This window comes from Legionella fallonii LLAP-10 (assembly GCF_000953135.1).
Lineage (GTDB): Bacteria > Pseudomonadota > Gammaproteobacteria > Legionellales > Legionellaceae > Legionella > Legionella fallonii.
The window spans coordinates 769,436-795,571 of record NZ_LN614827.1; the positions used below are offsets into that span (position 1 = coordinate 769,436).

Consider the following 26,136-nt stretch of genomic DNA (forward strand, 5'->3'; position numbering starts at 1 on the left):
GATTAACAAATTATTAAAATAGCTTAATTTCAGAAAATTTTTGCACAAGATAATAAATTCAAGGGGATCGATATCGTGAACAGCCATTGCGGATGCTTAGTGCTCTTGATATCCCATAATAACTAAAATACAAGGCCCTCTAGCAATGATATTAATTCCATGCTTTATGCCATTGGCAATCGCGGCATCATTTTCTGCCCCTGGTTGCATCCAGATGTTTTTTATTCCCTTTTTTATTGCATCAGCCACAATTTGTTCTGTAATTTGTGGTGGAGTAATGATGGAAATACTGTCTACCTCTTTAGGTAAGTCATCAACTGCATGAATAACGGACACTCCTTCAATTTGTTGTTCATGAGGATTAATGGGATAAACAACTTTCCCATTTTGCAAATAACAACGGAGAACCTTATTACCGTATTTTTCTCTATTAGATGATGCGCCTGCGACAGCAAAGGCGGGGGATTGTAAAAAACGTTCAATTGGATCGTTGCTCATAATAATTCATAGAAATAAAAGTTATCTTAATCTAAAGAGTAGCAATATTGATGTGGATTTTGAATTTATTTGCCCCATATTTTTTATTCTTATCTGATATCCAAGTAGCCTTAGGTTTCTTATCATCATTAACCTCGATACATCGAGGCTTATCCGCGATATTTTGCTTTGCATTCCGTTATGCTATTTATCTTTTGCAGAAACATTTTTATGATACTCGATGGATGATAGCGTTAATAATTAGGGATAGGTCTTATGTTTAGAAATTCTGTATTTATTTTATCTTCACTTATCAGTTTGATGTCATTTTCTATGATTGGCAACTCATCAAATAATAGACTGACTGTAGTGGAGTTGCTAAGGAAACCCAATAAATGCCTTGCTCAGGTAAACGATAAGGTAATCGAGTATAGTGGGATGAAGTTTTTAATTATGGATGATTGCATGTTAAATGATGAGGATATCTCAAGGTTATGCACCTATCTTGAAGAACACAAAGACATTTCTTTACTTTCTTTATCCAATAATAATATTGGCCCCGAAGGCGCCTCTCAATTAGCTGAAATATCATCTATTACTTATCTTGATATTAGCAAAAATCCCATTGGCTCTGATGGCGCGGCAGCTATTGCCAATAATTTGAGGCTTGAGATTATTAATGCATTAGATAGCGGAGTCGGTGATACAGGGGCAATCGCTTTAGCAAAAAATCCCCGGTTAAAAAGGTTGGTTCTACTTAATAATCCAATAGATTCTGATGGATTTTTAGCTTTGGCAAAGAGCACGACTTTAGATACCCTCTGGATAGGAGATCTTAGCCCTATAGATCATGAATGTATTGCTGCTCTTGGACAGAATAAAACGCTTTCTGCATTAGGTCTGTATTACAGTAATTTGGGAGTTAATGATGCGGTTCTGATTGCTCAAATGCCGAGTCTCACCTCGCTTGCAATGGGGTATAGTAACTTGGGCGATGAGGGGGCGATTGCTTTGGCAGCTAATGAGCACATCAATTTTATTGATTTGTCTAATACCAATCTTGGTTCACGGGGTGCTGCAGCACTAGCCGCTATGGACAATTTGGAGTTTGTTCAATTGAGTAACTACGATGATATGGATTTTCCCAATTTAGTAAATCATGTTGATGATCAAGGTGCAGAGGCTTTGGCATCTAATCCTCATTTATCCTCTATTGTACTTGAAAATAATCAACTAGGTGATGCGGGCGCGGAGGCCTTGGCAAAGAATACATCAATTAATATTCTGATGCTGGCTCATAACAATATCGGTGATTTGGGGGCGGTTGCTTTGGCGCAAAATACCACACTTTGGTATCTTGATTTAGCCTATAACCAAATAGGAATAACAGGAATAGACGCTTTACTGCAAAATACGAATATAGCTAATATTTGGTTTGAGGGAAATCCAGGCAGCCCACGAGATAACTTAATTAGAAGAAAATTAGACTTATTTGACCAAATAACGAAAACTCACTGCTTAGGGTATGATAAAGTACTCTGTAAAATTCCCTTTGTTACTAAGCCGCTATCGGTGCCTAGTAATTGATCCTAAGATGACAAAACATGAGATAAGGAGCATTACCATGAGTCAAGATAATACGTTCTGCTGGATTGACATCCCTGTAGTTGAATTAGATAGAGCTATTCGCTTTTATTCAGCTGTTTTAAGCAAACCTGTTGAAAAAATGACAGAGCACGGATTTGAGTTTGGCCTTTTACCACATACTCAAGACAATGTTTCAGGTTGTCTCTGTGTGATGGAGAATAGAAAACCCTCTCAAAATGGTCCCTTAGTCTATCTTAATGTTGAAGGACGATTGGAGCAGGCTATGGATGAAGCCAAAAAGCAAGGCTGTAAAATATTAAGCCCTAAAGAACAAATGGGGCCTTATGGGCATAGAGCCATTATTCTCGATTCAGAAGGCAATGCGCTTGCTTTATATTCTAAAGTAGCCTGAGGGGTTGTAATGGTATCAATTTAATAAGTAGATTGGGCTCCTGGCTCATAGCTGCAAGCTAAAGGGGAAAGTCTTGAATCCGTGGGGGCTGAGGCTTTAGCCGCTGTCTCGAAGCTTTGCTGGTCTTGGTATAGAGGCTTCGAGACGGCGTAAACGTCATGTGGTTCCAGTTATGGATACCGCGGTGGAAGCCGCGTTAATTCGGCATTAAATAATCCCTTAACTTAATGGCAGTGAGGGCTAGGGAGAGAGCATAAAAACGAGATTTCGCCTCTATAGATCCCCGGCTCAACAAAGGGTTTTGAGTTAGGCAAGGACCCATAATTGTAGATCTCTTGCTCGCAACCGGGTTACATGTTCTGACTTTATTTGTCTTTCCGCGCCGAAGGGAATCTATGTTGAACTTAAATAATCTTACTTTGGAATAAACAATGCAAAAAATGCCTGTTTTAACACCGGGAGATACCGTTGAAATTATTGCTCCTGCATCACGTTGCTCCGATCAACAGCTCGCTGCCATGAGAGAGTTACTGGAATCATGGCAGCTACACTGTATTGTTAAAGAAGATATTTTCGGAACAGATATATTGTGTGCCAATACGGATGAAGCACGCTTTAACCATTTGAAACAAGCATTATTAAATCCACAAAGCAAAGCCATTTTTTGTGCACGAGGTGGTTATGGCTCCATGCGCTTAATTCCAAAATTAAAGGAGATTGCGCCGCCTGAGTCAGCAAAAATTTTTGTAGGCATGAGTGATATTACCGCGCTTCAACTTTATTTACAGCAGGCATGGGCGTGGCCAACAATTCATGGTGCCTCAGCCCCTGATCGTTTTTCCGCAGAATCTATTGCTTCTTTAAAAGCAATTTTATTTGGCACAGTCAAGCATTTTGAGTTGACTGGATTAATAGCAATGAACCAACATGCTATAAAAAATCAAGTGATTCAATCTTCCATCACAGGAGGAAATTTATCGCTCATTCAGGCAGGGATAGCTACTCCTTGGCATATAGAGACACGTAATAAAATTATTTTGATAGAAGAAATAGGGGAACGAGGTTATAGGGTCGATCGCATGTTGGAGCACCTGACACAGGTAGGTGTCTTTCACCAGGCTGCAGCCATTGTATTAGCCGATTTTCTTGAGGGAAAAGAGCCGGATAATTCTTCGCGTATTGATCCAGTGTTACACCGTTTTGCGGTACATTGTGATATCCCTGTGGTTAGACTCAATGGTATCGGTCATGGATATAATAATGTACCTGTCCCATTGGGAACGGATGCAATACTATTTTTGGGAAACGAAATAAAATTAACCTTTTAAAGTCCAGTCTTTGTTTGTAACAGGAATTGCACAGATTGAGTTTCAAGTTTATGATGTCCAGCACAAAACTAATGGAATTGAGGAATGAGCATTATAAAGTTATTAACGGCCCTTTTATTAACAGGCCTTTTTGCTACCAGTTTCCCTGTATTTGCAAAACATTCTGTAGTTATTAAGCACTCTTTTTCATTTAATCCGGTTGAATGGCATCTTACTCTCGAAATGGGAGGATTTTCTATTGTTAACCAGACAACCAAAAGTCAATTTGTTCAAGTTGTTTTAAATAAAGGCAGTGTATCCGTATTCAAATTGGTAAATGGTAAACAGAGTTGTTATGCGGCGCTTGGTGGGAATTCAGTGATTAATTCAACTATTTGTGAATTAGCGGCTGGAGAAAAATTAAATATTGATCTTGATTATTTGCCCTTGAACGATGCCCGAGGCACTTATCAAATTGAGCAAGCAACCTAATCACAGCGAGTTTGGCAAGAGGTCTACTCTTACGAATTACCAGCGAAAGCCGGTATCCATAGACTGTTAAAGTTTTATGGATGCCGACTTTCGTCGGCAATTAGAAAAAGGCCAAAGTCGACCAAGCTACTCTCTTAAATGGATGATAAAAGCATGTAGACAAAGGTCTTTCATAAAGAAGAGAATTCAAAATCTCTTTTTTGTATTATAATTAATCATATTGTTCCGATATTTATGGAGAGAGTTCATGCGTGACAAAGAGTTTGAACAATCTGAGGAACGTGAAGTTGATTCTCTGTCAGAATTTTCATTAGAGGATATTGAAAGTCCTTTGTCAGGATTATCGTTAGAGGATGTTGAAAAATCTTTGACTGATTCTCTGTCACCCTATTCGCCAGAAGAGATTGAACAACTTGTGGCCTCTTATTTATCAGAGGTTTCACTAGAGAATATAAAAAATATTTTGGAGGAAGCTCCTGCAGAAATTACAACAGGTATATTTTCATTCTTACCTGTTAGAATGTTAGCTACCTTATCATTAACGAATAAATTCATAGCGGAATTAGCTAAGGATAATGTTCTGTGGAAGATGAAATTTGCGCAATGTTTTCCTCATCAAGTTAATGGTCTAAGTAATCAATCAAATATTAATTGGTATAAAGAATTTCGCGAGGCTTATGTACGTGAGATTACAGCTTGGCCAAAAGAACTGCGAAAAATAGCTGCGGCCATTATTGAGTCTGATATTGCTAGCCTTAAGAAAATGAATCTAAACTTAAATTTGTTAGATAAAAAATATGTCAGCACTTTATTTGACCTGGCTAAAAAAGTAGGTAATCAGCTGGTATTAGATCACTTTTATCAACAAATAGAAAGAAAATACCAGGGGCAGGGAGGAGAGATATTAGACAAAAGATGGATAGACCCGCAGGGAAGATCCCTTCTTTACTGGCGTATTGTCTGCAATCAGAGTATAGACGTAAACAGCATAGCCAGCCAGCTTGATACACTATGTGGGAAAGGACTTAAACCACTTCATTGTGCTGCACGTGAAGGTCGTCTTGGTCTAGTACAGGAGATTCTTAAGGTTCGACCAGATTTACTGGATAGTCTAGATGATGCCAACCAAACTGCTCTGTTATGGGCGGCAGTCGATGGTCAAAGTCATGTGGTTGATTATCTTATCAGTCTCAACGCCAAACTAGGCGTGCAAACACATAGTAGAGGTCCGTCCTCTTCCTCAGGGATGACCGCTCTTCATTGGGCTGCTAAGGCCGGTCACTTAGAGGTAGTCAAGTTACTTCTTAAAGCAGGGGCTGATCCTAAGGCTCGGAGTAGTGATGGGGCTGAACCACTTCATTATGCGGCTAAGAATGGGAATGTAGAGATTATAAAACTACTTCTTGCAGCAGGGGCGAATGTTAGGGCTGAGGATAATGATAAATCGCAGCCGCTTTTTATTGCTATGCTATTTAATCGCGTGGACGCAGCAAAACAGCTTATTGCAGAAGGAGCGGAGCTTAATGTGGAGTCTCTACAGTCATCAGGTATTTTACAGCAGTTTTCTCAGTATCAATCTCCTGAGCGTTATGCAGAATTACTATTGCTAATTTCTAGAACAGAATTTAATCCTGGAGAGCGAAGGAGCTTATTGAGACTTGTTAATTTAATTGTAGTACTTGGTCATCTAGAAATTATTAAACTGATGGTGGAGTATCAACCTGATTTACTGAATAAGAACAATGATTTTTATCAAACGGTTTTACTGGCAACGCAAGCAGGTCAAACATCTATAGTCTCCTATTTTATTGAACACAATGAGGAACTATTTAATGCTGAGACTAAAAATAAGCTACTTCTTGTGGCCATGAAGTATCACCACCCTGATCTGATGGCTCTAATGCTGGAAAAAGGGGCAGATCCCTTGATTAGAGATGAGCAAGGAAGAGGGGTTATTCACAATTTTGCATCTTTACGATCATTATCGTCGAACAGTTTAAAAGCTGTTCATACATTGATTGAGCAGAACCCAGAGCTTCTTAATGAGGTGCTCGAGAATAATGAAAATCTTTTACACTGTGCTGCCAAATGTGGCAATCAAGCTCTGGTGGCTTATTTCATTGAAAAGAAAGCTGATTTGGAAGTTGAAAGTGCCGATGGATATAGAGCACTTCATTTAGCCGCTTGCAATGGTTATAGCGATGTAGTCAGCCTGTTGATTGCGGCAGGAGCTAAATCTGATGCAAGGACAACTGGGAAGTTGTCCTTGCCGATTCATCTTGCTGCTGAGCAGGGGTATATAGAGGTGATGAAAGTATTGATAGAAGGGAATCCTCAAGCTCTTATAGAAAAAAATAATGAAGGTTATACACCCTTAGTTGTTTTAGCAAACTATTGCGGTGATTTAAGGTTGGGAGAGGTTGATGACGATCTTTATGATTTTTTAAGAGACCAAATTCATGAACAAACGAAGCAATTAAAATCCCCAGAAGAAAGAGGGTTATTTTTATATGAATTATTTTCAAAAAATTATTCTTACTTATTTAGAGAGAGGCTCCCTCTTTCCGGACGATTGACTTCGTGTTTCAAATTAGTGGGGGATATTAATTTAATTAAAAACGAAAATGGGGAGACTCTTTTGCATCATTTAGCTAAAGAATGGTATGCCGGTGAGAGTAACCCTGATAACGAATCCTTTCAATTTGTAACAGATTTTTTAATTCCTTTAATGAAACAAGGCGCAAATCCAGCAGCAGAAAATAATGACGGATTTTCGGCGCTTGACATCACTGATTCTCCAACTGTGCCGTTGATGTTTGGATTAGCTGATAAAGACATTCAGCTCAAGCGATATGAGGGCTATAAAACTAGATGCCCTCAGTTAGAGCAAGAGTGTCGTTCATTAATCGATATACTAAATGCTAATAACTCCATGCTACATAATTTACAAAAGGAAAATAGTGGATTAAGGCAAGAAAATGAAGAGTTACATAATCAAGTTGCGAGGCTGCAGGAAGAGTTGCAGAGAACCCCCAGTGGAAAGCGGAAATCTCCTGAACCTGGTTTGGAGGAAATAAAGACTGAAGAGGGACAACAGGCAAAAAAAACAAAAGTCTCTGAAGATGCGGGTGAGCCTAAAGATAGAGGCTACAAACGGAAACATAGTCACTTAGAAGCAGACGGCAAAGAAAAAGAAAAAAAACCTACAAAAATCAAGAGGGGACTCTCATCATTAGAAAATTTGGGAATGTTTCAATCAGAAAAAATAAAAGACGAACAAGAGGAAAAAAAGGAATCTCAAGAGAAAATCAATGATGATAAAAAGGATGACAATTATCCCCAAAATACTTAAATAATTGTGATTGGGCCTAGAGCGAACAAAATTTGATAGTAAATTTTATCCCTAAGCTTCGCGGCATGTCCTGACGTAAGTGAACACTTATGAGGACAAACCGCGGAATGTAGGCAAAGTTGGCACCATGAACTGAACGCTTACATTTGTAGCCTATTAACTGCCTCTTGAGTTTCATCCAGTTGGTTTGCGCTATCCGTATTAACTTTTATTGGCGTAAAACTCTGAGTAAATAATGCGGCAAGAGCATAACCAATACCCAAGGTACCAATAGCCAATAACAGATTAACTAATATTTCTTTATAACCTCGGTGTTCACTGATTATTCCATTGCGTTTGTCGCGTATGGCTTGGCTGGTTTCCAATTTAAATTGGTCTAGATCGATTGAACCGCTTTTATATGATTCAGCAGATTGTTCCAGGGACATCACTAATAAATTCATAGCACCATAGATTTTATGAGGATGCTCCGGGGGATCCTTCGGGTATTCTTCATGAAATTTATCTCGTTTTGCCGCTAGCTGATTAAGATATTTGGTGAATTCACTTAATTGTTTTTCTCTTACATTTCGCAATTGTAGCGCTTTTTCTTTATGTTCCTCTTTAGTCGCTGCATCAAGCGGTTTAGTGGTGGGAGCGGTTACCGGAACCAGAGGAGGAATTGTTGCCGTTTCCTGAGGGGGAGCTGTTGTAGGTAGCTGAGGCTTAGCTGTTACTTGTTCCTGGGGTTTAGTGGCTACAGGTACCTGAGGAGGGGTTATTATAGGTGCTTGAGGTTTGGTTGTTGTCGTTTCTTGAGGAGGAGTTATTACAGGTGCTTGGGGCTTGGTTGTTGCCGTTTCTTGAGGGGGGGTAGTTACAGGTGCTTTAGGCGTAATTGTTGTCGTTTCTTGGGGGGGAGTTATTACCGGTGCTTGGGGTTTGGTTGTTGTCGTTTCTTGAGGGGGAGTTATTACAGGTGTTTGGGTCTTGGTTGTTGTCGTTTCTTGAGGGGGAGTTACTGGTGATTGAGGTTTAGTTGTTACCGTTTCTTGGGGAGGAGTTGTCTCTGTTTTCTTAGATGCGGTATCCTTTGTATTAGGTGACTCAATTACAATTTTCCTGTCGATTGTACTTGTAAGTACTTCAGTTGCCCCATAGAGCTGTCTGTTCGCTTCGATTAGTTTGGCTATGTCGCTTTCTAATTGAATTATCTTAGAGCGTGACCTCGCATTTACTTTGAGATGCTCTTGGACATCCGATCTCTTGACATCAATACTGTTATAACTAGCAACTATAGAATGAAAATGTGCTGCGCTATCACAGCGTTTGAGTAGCGCTTCTTTGATTCCTTTTAATCCTTCTTTGACCATGCTATAAGCTGCCTTTTGACCGGCCTCTCTTTCTGCTTTTTCTTGCTCGGCTTTTTTATGTGCCGCTTTCTCTTTCGCCGCTTTTTCCTGAGCAGCTTTTTTTAGCGCGGCTTTATCTGTTTTTTCTTTCATAATACATCTCCTTGTAAATTCAATGATCTTCATTGATCACTTCAGAAAACACGAGCGACATTCATTAAAAAAGAATATTTTTTAATAGAGTCTTATTGATACTAACATTGAAAATCAAGATTGTGTATGTCTTTGATCAAATGGTTCTATTTAAGAAGCAGATTGCCTAAAAGGACAATAAAAAGGGCGGGAATAGAAAAACAGAGCAACTGCAATGCATCAAGTTGCCCTATCAAGCATATTGTTACGATCGATCATAGATTTTTAATGCCAGAGTGCCATGGGTTATTGCCGCTCCGGCTCGCAGGGTAGCGGCTATTAAGGACGCTTCGGCAACCTCTTCTTTAGTCGCCCCTGCACGTTTTGCCGCAGCGATATGCACGTCAAGACAATAAGGACATTGAGTTGTAAACGAGACGGCAAGAGCCATAAGTTCTCGATATTTTTTAGGAATAGCACCATCAGTTCGATTGAATGCTTTATTCAGTGCGAGGTATCCATCTGACTCCGGTTTAGCAAGGGCAAACAAATCTTTTAATAAATTAAGATCGGAATGCTCATGATAATCGGCCATGATATAATCTCCTAATTTCAAGTGTATTTGATGTGCTATCGACATGTTGAGTTAAAACTTTAAAGGGAAAGAAAATGAGTGATTTATTAGCTAAAACCCAATTATCAGACTCGAAAGATTGCCCTGCCTTTTCAGAAAAACCCATTCTGCAAAAAATTATCACTCGTACTGCGTTGCTCGGCGAACACTTAACGATAAAACGAGTCTTACCTCATCGTGAACGGCGTATGATAGGGGCTTGGTGTTTTCTTGACCAATTTGGTCCTCTCAATTTAAAAGAGAGTAATGGACTAAAAGTAGCACCGCATCCTCACATAGGGTTACAAACGTTTACCTGGACTCTACAAGGAGAAATTCTTCATAGAGACAGTCTAGGATCCGTACAGGTAATTCAACCTGGTCAGGTCAACTTAATGACAGCGGGTAACGGAATTTCCCATTCGGAAGAATCTCTTCCGGATGGTGTTTTACATGGATTGCAATTATGGATAGCCCTACCTGACTCAGTAAGACATATGGAGCCCAATTTTATTCATTATTCAGAGGTTCCTAAATTAAGTCATGAGGGGATTTCTATAGATGTCATGGCTGGAGAATTATTGGGCATAAGGGCACCAACAAAGGTTTACTCTCCATTAATTGGCTTACATCTGCAAGCCGAAGAGCAGACGACCTCGACCCTACCTTTACAGCCTCAATTTGAATATGGCATTTTACCTTTGACAGAAAATATAGAGGTGGAAGGTGAGGCAATAGATACAAATACTATGCTCTATCTTGGCTGCGGCCGAACCCAGCTTTCTCTTCAGCTGCCCCAAGATGCGCGTGTTTTGCTGATTGGTGGCGAGCCATTCAAAGAGGAAGTGCTGATTTGGTGGAATTTTGTTGCACGGACAAAACAGGAAATCAAAGAGGCGACCTACTCATGGAATAATCGCACTCATTTTGGTGAAGTAATGGGGTATCCAGGTGAACGGTCATTGGCTCCGGAAATGCCTTAAATTGATCTTCAGTTTGAACGGCGCAAGGCTGGAACCTTGATTACGTCGCATTTCGTATAACCCTACCTTGCCGAGCTTCCTCGAGGAAGAGAGAATCAGAAGTAGAATAAACTGAGGAGCACGAAAAGTCCCCTCGCCCGCGAAAAGGAATTTATTTGGAAATCGAGAATAAATCGCGGGAGAGGGCTAGGGAGAGGGTTTAGATAGGTCTCTGTTCCTTAACTTGACGATCATAGGGCATTTTGCTCCAATTTACAGCGGGCATCCAAAGATTTACTTTTTTTGAGCCAACCAATATTGAGCTATATCGATGCGTTTGGCGATCCAAATATCTTGAAATTGTTTGATGTATTCAAGAAATAACTGCACTGCCATACAATAACCAGGTTTTCCGCTAAGGCGGGGATGTAGGCCTATGGTCATGATGGTTGTTCTCTTTTCCTGGTAGAGATAGTCAAAAGTATTTTTTAATTGCAAGTAAAAATCATTGGTATTATGAAATCCAGGGGATGTGGTAAAACGGAAATCATTATTATCTAATGAATAAGGAATAACGAGATGGTTATTTATTGTATAAGGTAATTCATCTGCATAACTGTCTGAATCATAAATGAATCCCCCGATTTCTATTAGCAAATCCCGAGTGTGTTCACTTCGCCTACCGGTGTACCAACCTAGAGGTCTTTGGCCGGTGAGTTCTTCTAAAGTTTTAATACAGCGCTCTATATGCTTTTTTTCTGTTGCTCTGGATTCTTTGGAGTAGTCTATCCAACGCCATCCATGACCGGCTACCTCATGATTAGAGTGTGCTAAGTAATTGGAAAAAAAGGGGTTAAGGATTAAAGCGTAACCACAGACAAAGAAAGTCAGAGGAATATTATGTTGATCAAACAATCTAAGTAAACGCCATATTCCCACACGGCTTCCATATTCGTAAAAAGATTCAATACTGTAGTTACGCATTCCCGGCAGTTTGGCGCTAAAGGGAAAATCACTGCCATAGACTTCTGCCGTAGGATCGCCATTGACCGGACTTAATTCCGCTCCTTCTTCGTAATTGATAACAAAATTAATGGCAACTTTTGCTTTGTTTGGCCATTCCTTAGCTATTGGATGGGGGCCATATCCCATAAGATCACGAGTCATTAGCTATCCTAAACTAAACTTGGTATCAATTTATAGCGCTAAAGTTGGTCTGTCAATAAACAAGTTTAGGTCGGGCAACAAATTGCCCAATGGTGCTACCTTAAGTTTTTGTAGCCTGGATGAGCGCAGCGTAATCCGGGATTTCAGTGCACTGAGCTAGGGTATTCCCGTATTATGCTGCGCTAATACGGGCTACGATTTTTTCTTCCTTTTATTAAGGTAGTGCCATTGGGCAACCAATTGCCCAATGGCACTACCTTAAGCGCAAAAGGTTAGCGTTAAATGGTTTTAACTATTTGATTTTGAATGAAATCAGTTTCCTTTTTATGTATGATTATTTCGCCAAAAACGATCAACAAAAGGAAACTGACCAATGCAGTGTAAACAAAACAAAATATCAGTTCAAATAAAAAAGTTAAAAATCGATTTACAAAAAGAAGGGGCAATGAATTTCCTAACGACCCTCTTAAATTTAAGATGTTGCCAGGAGATTATAAAAGCAAGTGGTCCAATACGAGAGCGCATTTATACGCCATTTCAAATCATTCGAAGTTTCATAAAGCAAATTCTTGATGCCGATCATTCTTGCAGTAATGCGGTTATTAGTCTGGCAGCAGAGCGCCTTAATGAAGGAAAAAAGGCCATTAGTTTGAATACAGGACCCTATGTAAGAGCCAGAAAACGACTATCAGAAGAAACCCCTCGTGCTCTGGTCAAAGCAGTGTGGGAAGAATCATTGAAACGCGTCAACAAAGCATGGATGCCTTTTGGACGAGAGGTGAAACTGGCTGATGGTACGACGGTTCAAATGCCTGATACCAAAGCCAACAGCAAAGAATTTCCCAAACATGCCAATAAAAAGAAGCACATTGGATTTCCAGTCGCTCGCATAGTGGCAGTGATGTCGCTAACTACGGGCAGCGTGGTTGACTATGAGATAGCGGCGTGTAAAGGCAAAGGAACAGGAGAAATTACCTTGCTCAGAAACCTATTAAGCAGTATTAAAGAGAATGATCTACTCGTGGCAGATCGTTTATATTGTAATTTTTTTTAACCTGCGACTTGTTAAAACAGCACGCTGACTTTATTGTTCCAGGACATAATCAACGCCGTTATGACTTTCGCAAAGGACTTCGTTTGGGCAAAAAAGACCATATTGTGATGTGGCCAAAACCTAGAAAGCCAGTGGGCATGTCGCAAAGGGACTATGCAAACTATCCAAATCATATTCAGATAAGAGAATTTAAAGTGGGCGGCACCGTTTATATTACGACGTTGTTAGAGGAAAAAAAGTATCCTAAAAAAGAGCTTGCTTCACTATACCAACGGCGCTGGGAAGCAGAAATCCATTTGAACTCTATTAAAACAATTATGGGAATGAACCAACTCGCATGCAAATCGCCTGATATGGTCAAAAAAGAGATAGGCTTCTATTTTTTAGCGTACACTATCATTCGCTATATCATGGTTAGTGCAGCCGCACAACATGACCTACCGCCAAACAAAATCAGCTTTAAAGGGGCTCTGCAATTGATTAATGAATTGATGCCTTACCTATCCACTTGTTCTAGTAAACGGAAATGGCTATATCACTTTATCACGAGCTTTTATGCCTCATTGTAACAAAAAAAGTAGGTAATAGGCCGGGACGCTGCGAGCCTCGCTCAGTAAAACTCCAACCAAAGCCCTTTCCTATTCTGAGAACTTCGAGGAAAGTACAGAAGCTTAAATTACAAAAAAAAGTAGATAAAAAAATTAAACTCTTAGAAAAAGAGGCACTAGCTGCTTAAGGTAGTGCCATTGAGCAACAAACCGCCCTAGCGGTGCAGTCATCTGAAAGACGCTTGCGACGGAGGATCTCCTGAATGGGGCACAATGCGTTTTGTAGGAGATCCTTTGCCGCGACTTTCAGCACTGGATGACAGTAATAGTGCGCTGACTATGCTTCTAAGGCACTATTAGGCATTTGCAGAAGCTTTTTTTTATGCTCTTCAAATTGTGATTTTAATGTGTGTAGTCGTCCTTCATGAGTTGCTGCCCATTCACACAAGCTCATATCTGTGGGCACACCTTTTTCTTGTAATCGCAATTTTTTAGCGGCACTGGATTTGGTTTCGTGAGAAAACCAAAGATAAGGATTAGGAGCTTGATTACTCTCACATAACTTAATGTACTGACCAAGAGAGAAAGTATAAGCAGCGGAAAATAATTGCTCTTGATTTGTAGGGGGTAAATCTGCAAATTGAGCATTTACGCTCATCGCAAAATTTATTGCTGCTGGATATGATTGGTCTTGATGTAGCGCAAAGTCTCTTTCTAGAACTGTGGCAAAAGAATCAGAGAGCTCTGCGGGGGCTGCATTATGGAGGCTGTGCGTAATGCCATAATACAAGCGTTTTTCTATGGTTGAGTCGAGTAATTTTTTTTTCGATTTTGGAATGCAATCTGGCAAAGTCGATAAAAGAGGATTGATTAAAAGTGGTCTGCCATCGATATAAACTTCCATCGTTGCTAGTAAGGCTAATACCTTATCAGGTGAGTTAAGCATGTTTGTTATCATGGCTGTTTCTGAGCGTATTTCCTCATCAGTGGTATTCGCGCGATATTTTATTAATTGCGGTAATATAGCCCATTGCTCTTTAGAGCAATGGTGATAAAGGAGATAAAACATCATAGCAAAAGAAGTTGCTATGAATGAAAATCCTTCTATCAGATGACCTCTTTTTTCCTTTTCAATACGCTGTATAGTCACTTCCAAAAAAGGAAAGGGATATTTATCTATTCCATCTTTTTCTGCGTAGCCGATTCTACGGCAGAGACCTATTAGTATAGGCATTAATTTATCGGTATTTATTATACCATTACCAGATTGGTTGTACTGAAATTGCAGGCAGTGATAAAAATAGCCATGGTGTGCCCGTTGAATGTCCCATTCTGTTTCTTGTAAATTTTTTTGCAATTTTAGCCAAGAGGAGACTACGGCATTAGTACCCCAATCTTTAGTTACCGGTATTTGGCTTGCTTCGCGCCAAAATGTTGCAATAGTGTTTTTTACTAGGATGCCAAGTGCTTTGTCTGCGGGTTCTTCGTCAGGCATCTCATCAAATAAATCTTCTATTTGTTGGATTAATTGTTGTGATCTTAGATGGGAAATCCTTTCAAACTCTTTTTTTATTGTGTTGATAATCGTCCTTACAGCTCCAACCTTCATTGTTGTCTCCTTGAGCATTCGTAAATAGATCAATATTTATAATTTATATTTGCACAATTAGAGATTTGATTCCACAATTACCGCAAGATTTAATCTATTGTTGACCAACCTACACAGGCTTTGTTAAAGCTCACAATAGCCCTTCAGTTTTTGTCTTGTTCAGAAATTATCATCCATACTTCAGTTAACAATCTTTATAGAAGAAGATGTATATGAATAAGAATATAGTTATTGTGTTATTTACAGCCCTTTATTCAAGTTATGCATTAAGCGAAGACTTTTGCCGCTTGGCTATGGACAAATTATATAAAAAAGACAGCGATCTTATTGCTGTAGTTAAAATTAATACGAGTAAAAGCTCGCTCTATTCATCTACCGTTGATGTCAGTCACGATTGTCAGCATTTTTCTCCCTATCTTTCTGTTAAAGACCCCGATGCAATTAAAACAACAGGAGGTTTATGCATGGTTTTACCTGCTAGTGAACTACAACAGAAATTGTGTAGCATGCATGTAACATTATGCATCGCTGAGAATAATTGCCAATCAATTGATATCAAATTAGAAACTAAAGGTAATCGTTATGTTGCGGCAAATCCAGCATATTATGAAATGATTTTTCAGCATGAGTAACGTTGCTGGACAAAGCAGCTCATGCTGAGAAGGTGCATCTTTTTGTGTCGTTTAGAAGCATAAGCACAAGATTTCTCTCTTGGCGGGTACTTCGAGATGAGACTATCCCCTTCTCAGCAAGAAGGGTTCAGGAGTAATTGAATTTCTTATCTCAAACTGACGTTAAAATAAGCCCGGAAAGCCCCTGATTTCTAAGCTTAACCTGGAAAATACCCAAAATAGAACTAAAATTAAAGATAGGCAGTGGATGCATTTCTTGCTTAAAGTTGCTTAGTATTGATATGGAATGAATATTCCATTCAATGGATTATAAATACGGTAACGTCTCAGTAAATAATGGTCAAAAACCTTGCCTACGATATTCGGCTCAATAGCGAGAGTGCAATGACTCATTTAGGTGATTGTAAGGACAAATTGAGAGCCGTAAAAAACGTTGACTTGTCCGACTTATTGAGAGGTTATTGAATAGAAAGCAAGGGATTAAATGATTTCTATAGCAGGATACATTATCCACGAAAAAATGCGCCATAACCATAATATTGACACTTATTACGCCCAAAGGCAAAAGGATAAGCGTAAAGTCTTATTAAAAATTCCTAGCAACGACTCTGCTCCCTCTGAAAATTTTGCAATATTACAGCATGAGTTTCATTTATTGAAAATGATAGAAACTCCCTCCATTATAAAAGCTTATGATTTTCTACAAAACAATTCTGTTCCTGCATTAATATTAGAAGGGGTAAAAGGACAACTACTGTGTTCTTATATTGCAACGAATCTCATGCAACTCGGTGATTTTTTTAATTTGGCCCTACAATTAGTTGATATCATTGGCGAGCTACACCAAAGAAATATTATTCATAAACAAATTAAGCCGTCTAATATTGTTATAGATCCTAAAAAATTAACTCTTAAATTAGTAGATTTAAGTGCTTCGATTAAGCTTTCAGAAGAATCGTTTAATTATTTGAATTTAATCGAGTTTAAAGATAGTTTAGCGTATATCTCCCCAGAGCAAACAGGACGGATTAACCGACCAGTAGATTATCGCACTGACTTTTATTCATTGGGCGTTACGCTGTATGAACTTTTGACGAATCAATTACCCTTTCAAACGAAAGATGCTTTAGAGTTAGTTCATTGTCATATTGCCAAAAAACCGCCGACAGTATTAGAAATAAGACATGATACTCCCAAAATGTTGGCGGCTATTATCGATAAACTGCTGGAAAAAATGCCTGAAAAGCGTTATTCCAGTATTATTGGTTTGAAATCCGACCTTCAGGAATGTCGGCAACGATGGTTGCAAGAAAACAATAAGAATGAGTTTTTTCTCGGTATCAATGACGTTAAAGATCATTTAACCATTTCTCGTAATTTGTATGGTCGAGAACAACAGGTTCTCCATTTAATTGAAGCATTCAATAGGGTTAGTTTAGGTACTAAAGAAATTGTTTTGATTTCTGGCTATTCCGGCATTGGTAAAACCTCTTTGGTTAAAGAGGTACATAAACCAATAGTACAGCATAAAGGGTACTATATTCATGGAAAATTTGATCAATTACAACGTAGTATACCTTATAGTGCCATTGTTGTTGCCTTTCAAAATTTAGTGAAACAAGCGCTATCCGAAAGTGAAGAGCGGTTGGTTGTATTGAAAAACCAATTGGTTCAAGCTCTGGGTAATGTAGGTCAAGTCGTGATTGATGTTATTCCCGAGGTGGAGTTAATTATAGGCAGCCAACCATCAGTGCCTATTCTTAGTCCAGCAGATGCTCAAACACGCTTTAATCTGGTGTTTCAAAATTTTGTTAGAGTATTTGCTCAGACTGAGCATCCTTTAGTGATATTTTTGGATGACTTACAATGGGCAGATAATGCGTCCCTTAATTTTATAGAAAATTTATTACAGGATGGGGAAACTAACTATTTACTCCTCATTGGGGCTTATAGAGATAATGAAATTGATGAGAACCATCCTTTACAACTATGCATCAATAATCTGAATAATCACGAGGTTCCTTGTACTTCATTAACCTTACAGCCGTTACAATTAGAGAATATTCAACAACTATTAGAGGATACTTTATCGGGTGCCTTAGAAAAAATTCCTAGTCTTGTTCAGGGCGTTTACGATAAAACTCAAGGAAACCCCTTTTTTATTAATGAGTTTCTTAAAATTATTTATCAAGAAAACATCCTCTTTTTTTCTTATGAAAACGGTGTCTGGCAATGGGATTTGACTAAGATCCAGCAGCAAAGTGCCACGGATAATGTTATTAGTCTTTTGACCACTAAAATTCATTTACTCCCCAAGTTAACACAGGATGTATTAAAACTCTGTTCTTGTTTAGGACACCAATTCGATTTTAATACCTTATTGGTTATTAGCGGTCAAACAATTAGCCAAACAGCGACCCAATTAGCGCAAGCAATAAAGGCCAACTTAATTTATCCACTTGAAGAAACTTATAAAACACTGGGTTTAGTTGGTTTAGATGATTCCATGATAGAGCTTAATGTCAGTGCCTTACATTATCGATTTGCTCATGATCGCATTCAACAAGCAACTTATGCACTCATTAAAGGAAAAGACAGGCCAGAAATTCACCTTAAGATAGGTCGCTTGTTGTTAAAAGAAAAGCCTTTAGAAGAACATGATGAACGCTTATTTGATGTCATGGAGCATTTTAATCAAGGGATATCCCTTATTGAAGATATGGATGAACGGCTTTTATTAGCAAAATATAATTACTGGTCAGGATTAAAAGCAAAATCGGCTGCTGCCTATGATGCTGCTAATGAGTATTTGATGGCCGGTGTCACTTTGTTAGATTTGGAAAATTGGAATGAAAACTATAATTTAGTGTTCCAACTGCATAAAGAATTAGCCGTTTGTAAGTATTTAGTTGGCGATTTTGCCGCAGCAGATGAGTATTTTTCTGAACTGTTAAATAGAGCCAGAAACTCCTTAGATACTCTCGAAGTGTATAAACTTAAAATCGAGATGTTATCTACTTTAGGTAAACATACTGAAGCTTTAGCAATGGGAATTAGCGCTTTGCACAATTTTGGCATAAAAATACCCAATAAGCCTAATATCACTCATATGTTAACTGCAATTTATAAAATTAGATTTCAGCTCAGAAAAACAAAAATGGCGAATGTCTATTTACCGCCAATGACAGATTTAAAATATAAAGCAATTGTTGATTTAATTACACAATTACTTAATAGCGCCTTTATTACCAATCAACAATTATTTGTTTTGTTGACCTGTAAGAATATTAGCTTAAGTTTAAAACACGGATACACGGAAAGCACCTCAATGTCTCTTCCTGTTTATGCCTTTATTCTGATGCACTCACTTAATTTGTATGACGAAGCAATTTCAGTTGTAACTTTTTATAACCGTCTAAAAAAAGAGTACGGTAGTTCCAATTTTGAAGGGAAAAATCAATTTATTATAGGCTCCTTTATTGAGCCTTACCAAAAATCCATTGTGGCTTGCAATAAGGCGGTAGTCAAAGCATTTAGCTTATGTTGTGAAGTTGGGGATTTGGTCTACAGCAATTACAGTAATTTGGTATTAGTCATCCATTCATTCTCAATTGGGAAAAATTTAACAGAGATAAAGAGGAGTATTCAAGCGACCCTAACCTTTATGTCGCGAATCAAAATTTCTGATTTTATTACCGTGGCCAAATTTTGGGACTATTTGACTCAATGTTTAGAAAATTCTGAACTCGCAGATATCGATCGAGCTGCTGTTTTTGAAAACGATATTTTATTAGGGAAAAGTAAAACAGAATTAAGCTTTTTTTATAGCACACTGACTATGTTATATCTCCTATCGGGAAATTTTACAAAAGCAATCGATGCGGGTAAAAAGCATGAACTTTATTCAGACTATAATAAAGGCTTAATGATTCACCTGGATGGAAAGTTTTTCTATGCTTTAGCTTTATTTTTTTATTTACCTCAGATACCTAAAAATGAGCGCAAGTCTAGCTTAAAACTATTAAAGAAATTGCAACGTTTCATAGCCAAACATACTGCATGGTGTCCTGATAATTTTAAGGCCTATTCATTATTCATAGACAGTGAATTTGCTCGTTTTGAACATCAAGACCAGCATGTACTGGCTCTTTACGAACAAACAATAGAGGCAGCCCTTGCAACAGGGCTTATGTTAATTGCTGCTCTCGCCAGCGAGAGAGCGGGGCATTATTGCATGAACCAAAAAATTGAAAGAGTAGCTAAATTATATTTACAAAATGCCCATAGATATTTTAAGGAGTGGGGAGCAATCGCCAAGGTAGAGTTATTAGAGGATACTTATTCTTGCTTAAATAATGATCACCATCATTTAAATTATAAGTCAGCATTATCCAATCAATTATTGACTAAGACGAATACTCAAGAGTTAGATATGTTAGCTATTTTTAAATTTACCCAAGTGATATCCAGTGAAATTCGTTTGGATAAATTATTGCAAAAATTTCTGATTATCGTACTAGAAAATGCTGGGGCACAACGAAGTATTATTCTCAACCGAATGAATGACCAGTGGGTGGTCGAGGCAGAAGGTAATTTAGAGCAGCAAACTATTTATCTTAATAATCCTATCGCGTCAGAAGTATCTGCAAATTATCCTGTATCTATTTTAAATTATGTGCAGCGAACTCAAAAACCAATCATTTTAAATGATGCTATTCAATCTGATCTTACTTTCCAAGATGCTTATGTGCAGCAAGAGAAACCTCTGTCACTATTGATGATGCCTTTATTTTATAAGGGACAATTAAGCAGAATACTTTATTTGGAAAATAATAGTAGCAGTTATACTTTTACTCCTAATCATCTAGACAGTTTACAATTATTAGCCGCCCAAGCAATGACTTCATTAGAGAATGCTAAGCTTTACTATCAGGCAACCCATGATCCGCTGACAGGATTGGCTAATAGAAATTTACTTTATGATTTATTCCATCAAATTACTAAGCAAGCGAATCATGTTCAGGAACGAGTCGCTCTATTATTTTTGGATATAGATTACTTTAAGGTAATTAATGATACTTTAGGACATGATAACGGTGACAAACTATTGATTCATGTTGCCAGAACATTAAATGCTTGTTTGCGCGAAGGTGATGTCGCTGCGCGCATGGGGGGGGATGAGTTTGCGGTTATCCTTGCTAATAATCCCTCGACTGAGCAAATCATTGCTATAGTAGAACTGTTGCTTAGGGAAATGGCTAGAGCAGTACCAATTGATAATCATTCCATACAAATTACCTCAAGCATGGGGATTAGTATTTATCCCACTGATGGTCATGAAATCCAAACTCTGCTTAAATTGGCTGATACGGCACTGTACCAAGCGAAAGAAAAAGGTCGAAATCAATTTCATTTTTATACAACAGCACTTTATGAGGATTACCAACAATCCCATGGTTTAGGTAGAGATTTACAACGAGCCTATGACAAGAAAGAATTCTTTTTAATGTATCAACCGCTCTATCATTGTCGCACAGGACAAATTATTGGTGTGGAATCTTTATTACGTTGGAATCATCCTGAAAAAGGAATTATACCAGCGGGAGATTTCATTCATACCCTAGAAAAAAGCCCGTTAATGATTCCTATCAGTGAATGGGTTATTAAAACAGCGTGTCAACAAGCCAAAGACTGGTATGAGAAAAAAATTCTTCCTGGTTCTGTAGCCATCAATGTGTCAGCGGTGCAGTTTATTCGTCATTCAGTAAGTGAATTACTTGCTAATAACTTAGCTGAAATTCAACTGGATACTTCGTGTATCGAGTTGGAAATTACAGAGACAAGTTTTATTGAATATACCGATAATTTGAATAAGGAAATTACTGCGTTAAAGAATATGAATATTAAATTAGTAATCGATGATTTTGGCACAGGCTATTCCAGCTTATCTTATTTAAAACATTTGCCTGTTCACAAGATAAAAATAGATAAGGCCTTTATTAAGCATTGTGATAATGATTATTTGGATCAAACCATCATTTCTGCTGTTACCAACATTGCTCATAAACTCAATATTAAAGTCACTGCCGAAGGTGTTGAAAGTGAGGGGCAACTTAAGTTCTTACAAGATCAACGTATTGATGAGATTCAAGGATTTTATTACTCTAATCCAATGATTGCAGAAGAGTGTGAAATCGAGTTAAAGAATTCTTCCCTAATTTAACGTCAGCTTTGGATAAGAAACTTATTAGATCCAGTTTCTATCTCGAGCCGTTCGTCCTGAGGGGGCGCTAAAGCCCTCCTCAGGACGAACGGGGCAAGATAAAATCCGAGTTCCTTATCCAAAGCTGACGTTAAATTAAGGACAAATTCTTAACATGCTCTAGAACAGTCGAATGCGAAATTAAAGAGGATATTATGACGGGGAACTTTCGTTTTACCTATAAACCTGTTGAGAAAAAACAACAGCAACTAGTTTTAGATTGGTTTGCGCAGCCACATATTAATGAATGGCTTCATGGCGATGGATTAAACAATACTATTGTGGATTTAGAGCAGTTTGTCAATAAAGGGGAATCATGGGCGACTCATTGGATAGCTTATGATAAAGAGAGGCCTTTTGCTTATCTTATCACTTCTGACGTTGAGCCATCCATTGAACAACCTGAAAAAGTTGTAACGTTAGATTTATTCATTTGCAGACTGGATTATATTGGGAAAGGACTTGCGGTACAGATGATCCATGAATTTTTACTCAGCCAATTTCCTCATGTCTCGTCCGTTCTTATTGATCCGGAAAAGAGTAATTCACGAGCAATACATGTGTATAAAAAAGCGGGTTTTAGCATTATTGGTGAATTTATAGCTTCTTGGCATCCTGTACCACATTACCAGATGCGTCTTGAGATGGCTGAACTTAAAGCACGTTCTTTGTAGTTCCTTGTAACCTGGATGCGGCGCAGCGTAATCCGGGTTTTCCACCATCAATTCTCTGGGCTACAATCATAGTAAGTTGGGTCAAAATAACTCAAGCGACCCTCAATATGTATCAATGTTCAGTATGAGTAAAACTCGGATTATAACCAAAATACTCATTATAAATTTTTGAATAAGTGCCGTCTTTTTCCATATCGAGTAAGGTATGGTTTATTTTATCAATTAAGGGCGCATTGCTTTTGAGGGATATGATCCCGTAACCACTTCCTATAGGTATTTTGTCGCCAACTAGCATTAAATTACTATCAGTAGAGCGACCAACAGTAGTCACAATATAGCGCGCGGCATAATGATTTATCAAAATAACATCAATTTTTTTGTTCATCAGTGCGCTAATTAATTCCGCCGGATCCGTAAACTCTATGAAGGTATTCATATTACTATATTTACTTAAAATAGGGGCCTCTTGAAAGTTAATTTTATAAAAACCAACTCTCTTATTATTAATATCTTCAGGTGTTTTGATGGAGTTGGTCTTTAACGTTAAAAATTGACCATGACTAGGTAAATAAGGAAGGCTGTAAAGGTAGGAGTCAGGTAAGAACGAAGTAATAGGCTTAGGGGTGAAGGTGATATCAAAAATTCCCTGATCTAGTCCACTAAGCTCGCCTTGTTTAGGGATAGCGACATATTCACATTCTGCTTGTAAGCGTTTACATACTGTGTTCATAAGCTCAATTACGAAACCGTAATAATGATTTGAGGTATCTGACTTTGATGAAAAAGGGGGGGCAAATTGTAATACACCCACCTTAAGTTTGTCGCCATAAGCAAGAACATTGCTCACTAATAAGATAATAAGTACTATCAGCTTCATGCATAAAATTCCTTATGGATATAGTGTCACTTTAAGAGGAACTACTGTACTTTGTCAAATAAATAGTGATGCTCCTCAGGATACAATAAGCTTCTTCGCTAGCTGTATAAAGCAGTTGTCAGGTCTATAGACTGCGAGCTAAGGAATACCTATACCTCATACCGTGTCATGCTTGTACTATTTGTGCTATTTCTACTAAAGGAGTAATCTGTTAAATTAACGCGTCGTATTTATTATTCTCACAGGTTGATACATATGTTCACAAAAGATCCAAAAGAGGTTTTTAAAAAGATCATTATTATTTTTTGGATGATCTGGTGGCTTATTGCTTTGTGGACTGATGTTGTAGGGCTTTTAGCTCATCACGGATTATTGATTAAAAGTTGGGCTCCCAATACTAATCTACCTCATTTAATTGATTCCTTAAAAATGTATTCTCTTCCCTCATGGGCTCCTCACCTATTTTTTATAGGTATTTTGCTTTGGTCATTCATTTCGACCGCTGCCTTTGTATGGACAGGCATGAGCTTACATCGAGAAGTTACAATATGGATGCGAAGAGCAGATATTGCCTTTGTTATTTCTATTAGTTTTTGGCTTGCTTTTTTTCTGGCAGATCAGCTGGTGATGAAATTTGATTTAGAAGAAAATCATATGGTGCAGGGGGGATTTCAATTATTAACTTATCTCATGCTTTATTTGTTGCCTTCGGGTAAAGTAACAGATAAGTAATTGCATCAAAGAGCTCAATTAATGCTCAAAGTATCTTATACTTTAAGTACCTCATTTATATTTTAGGTAGAGTTTTAGATTGTGTTTGTAAGTTCTACTAATAGTGATCAAAGCTCAATATTTTTCGCGACTCCCCAAAATTAAGATTTTTGTTTCATTTTTAGAAAATTTGCAAGTAGTTTCTTTAGTCTTTAGGAGGGATAGTCATGGAGACATCAAAATTTTTAAGTAAAGTTCTAGGGTTTTATTTATTTATAATTGGTAGTGCCATGCTGCTCAACATGCATCAATTTACCAGTCATGTTGTAAAACTCATTAATGACACTCAATTAATGTTTGTTTCGGGGTTTTTTGTACTCATTTTGGGGTTATTAATGGTTGTAAGCCATAATGTCTGGCAGTGGAGTTGGCGATTAATTATCACGATTATTGCTTGGTTAATTTTGTTTAAGGGCGTTAGCATCATCTACTTCCCTAAATATCTTGATACCGTTACCATACATTTTGTACGCAACATGTCTATATCTTACACTGCGGCCAGTATCGATGTCATTCTGGGGCTAGTGTTAATTTATAAGGGATTTAAAGATTAATGAATGGTTTTTCGGCTATACTCCTATCCGGGTATTATTGAACAAGGATAGGTTATGGCAAACTCTACAGTTAAAATTGTCCGTTTTCATGAAGTTGGCGGTCCTGAAGTATTACGCCTAGAAGAAATGCCTTTACCTGAGCCAGGTAAGGGTGAGGTGCGGCTACGTGTTAAGGCTATTGGATTAAATCGTGCTGAAGTTATGTTTAGAGAAGGGCGCTATCTTGTTGTACCCCAGTTGCCTTCTCATATCGGTTATGAAGCCTCGGGAATTGTTGAGGCGGTTGGACCAGAAGTCGATAATCAACTCATTGGTCGCAAGTTCAGTACAGTTCCCTGTTTTAATATGGGGCGATACGGTGTTTATGGCGAAGTGGCCATAGTGCCTGCCTATGCCTTGGCGGCTTATCCAGAAAAACTATCTTTTAGTGAGGCCACCTCCATTTGGATGCAATATCTTACGGCATATGGAGCACTGATTCATTTTGGAAAAATTGCCAAGGGGGATTATGTCCTTATTACTGCAGCAAGCAGTAGCGTGGGAATTGCTGCTTGTGAGATAGCTCGTGCCCAGGGTGCTGTGAGTATTGCCATAACCCGAAAAAGCAGTAAAAAAGCGGAGCTACTGAAACTGGGTGCTCAGCATGTTATTGTGACTGAACATGAGGATTTGGTCAGTCGCGTTCATGAAATTAGTGGTGGCAAAGGAGCCAGGATTATTTTTGATCCCATTGGCGGTAAAAATTTAGAAAAGCTTGCAGAGGCGGCAGCTGAAGGAGCAACTATATTTGAATATGGAGCCTTAGCACCAGAGCCTACTCCATTTCCACTGTTTGCTGCTCTTGCTAAAGGACTTTCTGTGCGTGGATACACTTTGTTTGAGCTCTTCGCTGATCCAAAGGTAAGTGCTGAAGCACAACAATATACTTTTGACCGTTTGCAAGAGGGAACCTTTAAACCCAAAATTGCCCGCACTTTTAGTTTGGATCAGATAGTAGAAGCACACCGCTTTATGGAGTCCAATGAGCAAATTGGGAAAATAGTAGTTACTGTTTAGGTCAACCGCGCTTTATACCTGGGAGTTTTTCTCAAAAAGTTTAATGAGATTTAGTTGGTGGCTTGGGGGCCGCGTTCGTGTAACCAGGATCAGGATTGACTTCATTGCACCTTATTCACTATATAAAGAATTTGTAATGCTGTGTTTATCCTGATACTGGTTCCTAGGTTACGCGAACGCGGTGTCCAGGCTACATTGTCCCGCATGCATAGAGAAATTTACTACATCACGCCTTCTTGACGCGTTAATTTCGCTTTATAATGCGCA

20 protein-coding genes are annotated in these 26,136 nt (G+C 38.4%); 14 read left to right on the forward strand and 6 right to left on the reverse strand.

What is annotated here, in order from left to right; all coding sequences use genetic code 11:
- Positions 1–96: 96 nt before the first annotated feature.
- Entirely contained in the window at positions 97–498 is a 402-nt protein-coding gene (locus LFA_RS03030; protein ID WP_045094866.1) for a CoA-binding protein, read from the reverse strand.
- 255 nt (positions 499–753) lie between these two features.
- Here LFA_RS03030 and LFA_RS03040 point away from each other — a divergent pair, with 255 nt between their 5' ends.
- From LFA_RS03040 to LFA_RS03060, 5 genes are all read left to right on the forward strand, one after another.
- Positions 754–2,064: a leucine-rich repeat domain-containing protein gene (locus LFA_RS03040; RefSeq protein ID WP_045094868.1), complete on the forward strand. Its 1,311-nt coding sequence runs from the start codon at positions 754–756 to the stop codon at positions 2,062–2,064.
- Positions 2,065–2,101: 37 nt separating this feature from the next.
- Entirely contained in the window at positions 2,102–2,476 is a 375-nt protein-coding gene (locus LFA_RS03045; protein ID WP_045094869.1) for a VOC family protein, read from the forward strand.
- A 431-nt stretch (positions 2,477–2,907) separates the two neighbouring features.
- Entirely contained in the window at positions 2,908–3,804 is an 897-nt protein-coding gene (locus LFA_RS03050; protein ID WP_045094870.1) for a S66 peptidase family protein, read from the forward strand.
- Between the two features lie 84 nt (positions 3,805–3,888).
- Positions 3,889–4,275 (forward strand): hypothetical protein, encoded by a 387-nt coding sequence (locus LFA_RS03055; RefSeq protein ID WP_045094871.1) that lies wholly within the window; start codon positions 3,889–3,891, stop codon positions 4,273–4,275.
- A gap of 247 nt (positions 4,276–4,522) precedes the next feature.
- Positions 4,523–7,627 carry an ankyrin repeat domain-containing protein gene (locus LFA_RS03060; RefSeq protein WP_045094872.1) on the forward strand — a complete coding sequence of 1,035 codons (3,105 nt, stop codon included), beginning with the start codon at positions 4,523–4,525 and terminating at the stop codon, positions 7,625–7,627.
- Positions 7,628–7,767: 140 nt separating this feature from the next.
- On the opposite strand, the gene LFA_RS03065 is transcribed toward LFA_RS03060, so the two are convergent.
- The gene (locus tag LFA_RS03065) at positions 7,768–9,111 is read right to left on the reverse strand and encodes a hypothetical protein (protein ID WP_045094873.1); all 1,344 of its coding nucleotides are present in this window, start codon (positions 9,109–9,111) and stop codon (positions 7,768–7,770) included.
- Positions 9,112–9,355: 244 nt separating this feature from the next.
- On the reverse strand, positions 9,356–9,685 hold the full coding sequence (locus LFA_RS03070) for a carboxymuconolactone decarboxylase family protein (protein WP_045094874.1): 330 nt from the start codon (positions 9,683–9,685) through the stop codon (positions 9,356–9,358).
- Positions 9,686–9,759: 74 nt separating this feature from the next.
- Here LFA_RS03070 and LFA_RS03075 point away from each other — a divergent pair, with 74 nt between their 5' ends.
- Positions 9,760–10,686 carry a pirin family protein gene (locus LFA_RS03075; RefSeq protein WP_084602103.1) on the forward strand — a complete coding sequence of 309 codons (927 nt, stop codon included), beginning with the start codon at positions 9,760–9,762 and terminating at the stop codon, positions 10,684–10,686.
- A gap of 273 nt (positions 10,687–10,959) precedes the next feature.
- Here LFA_RS03075 and LFA_RS03080 read toward each other — a convergent pair whose 3' ends face one another.
- Positions 10,960–11,832 carry a polysaccharide deacetylase family protein gene (locus tag LFA_RS03080; RefSeq protein WP_045094875.1) on the reverse strand — a complete coding sequence of 291 codons (873 nt, stop codon included), beginning with the start codon at positions 11,830–11,832 and terminating at the stop codon, positions 10,960–10,962.
- Between the two features lie 373 nt (positions 11,833–12,205).
- On the opposite strand from LFA_RS03080, the gene LFA_RS20455 reads away from it, so the two are divergent.
- Positions 12,206–12,886: a transposase gene (locus tag LFA_RS20455; RefSeq protein ID WP_045097380.1), complete on the forward strand. Its 681-nt coding sequence runs from the start codon at positions 12,206–12,208 to the stop codon at positions 12,884–12,886.
- Between the two features lie 8 nt (positions 12,887–12,894).
- A complete protein-coding gene (locus tag LFA_RS20460) occupies positions 12,895–13,455 on the forward strand; it encodes a transposase (RefSeq protein WP_331709337.1) in 561 nt (186 codons plus the stop codon).
- A 316-nt stretch (positions 13,456–13,771) separates the two neighbouring features.
- On the opposite strand, the gene LFA_RS03095 is transcribed toward LFA_RS20460, so the two are convergent.
- Positions 13,772–15,043, reverse strand: coding sequence for a hypothetical protein (locus LFA_RS03095; protein ID WP_045094877.1), 1,272 nt, complete (start codon positions 15,041–15,043; stop codon positions 13,772–13,774).
- A gap of 212 nt (positions 15,044–15,255) precedes the next feature.
- Between LFA_RS03095 and LFA_RS03100 the strand changes: the two genes are divergently transcribed.
- The 3 genes from LFA_RS03100 (at position 15,256) to LFA_RS03110 (ending at position 22,611) form a co-directional block, all read left to right on the forward strand.
- A complete protein-coding gene (locus LFA_RS03100; protein WP_045094878.1) occupies positions 15,256–15,675 on the forward strand; it encodes a hypothetical protein in 420 nt (139 codons plus the stop codon).
- Between the two features lie 484 nt (positions 15,676–16,159).
- Positions 16,160–21,898: an EAL domain-containing protein gene (locus LFA_RS03105; RefSeq protein WP_045094879.1), complete on the forward strand. Its 5,739-nt coding sequence runs from the start codon at positions 16,160–16,162 to the stop codon at positions 21,896–21,898.
- A gap of 194 nt (positions 21,899–22,092) precedes the next feature.
- Positions 22,093–22,611 (forward strand): GNAT family N-acetyltransferase, encoded by a 519-nt coding sequence (locus LFA_RS03110; protein ID WP_065814356.1) that lies wholly within the window; start codon positions 22,093–22,095, stop codon positions 22,609–22,611.
- Positions 22,612–22,723: 112 nt separating this feature from the next.
- On the opposite strand, the gene LFA_RS03115 is transcribed toward LFA_RS03110, so the two are convergent.
- Complete coding sequence (locus LFA_RS03115; protein ID WP_045094880.1) at positions 22,724–23,488, reverse strand: transporter substrate-binding domain-containing protein; 765 nt, start codon at positions 23,486–23,488, stop codon at positions 22,724–22,726.
- A 255-nt stretch (positions 23,489–23,743) separates the two neighbouring features.
- On the opposite strand from LFA_RS03115, the gene LFA_RS03120 reads away from it, so the two are divergent.
- The 3 genes from LFA_RS03120 (at position 23,744) to LFA_RS03130 (ending at position 25,869) form a co-directional block, all read left to right on the forward strand.
- Positions 23,744–24,220 (forward strand): hypothetical protein, encoded by a 477-nt coding sequence (locus LFA_RS03120; RefSeq protein ID WP_045094881.1) that lies wholly within the window; start codon positions 23,744–23,746, stop codon positions 24,218–24,220.
- Positions 24,221–24,426: 206 nt separating this feature from the next.
- Positions 24,427–24,813, forward strand: coding sequence for a hypothetical protein (locus LFA_RS03125; protein WP_045094882.1), 387 nt, complete (start codon positions 24,427–24,429; stop codon positions 24,811–24,813).
- Positions 24,814–24,867: 54 nt separating this feature from the next.
- Complete coding sequence (locus LFA_RS03130; RefSeq protein ID WP_045094883.1) at positions 24,868–25,869, forward strand: zinc-dependent alcohol dehydrogenase family protein; 1,002 nt, start codon at positions 24,868–24,870, stop codon at positions 25,867–25,869.
- The last annotated feature ends 267 nt before the right edge of the window (positions 25,870–26,136 follow it).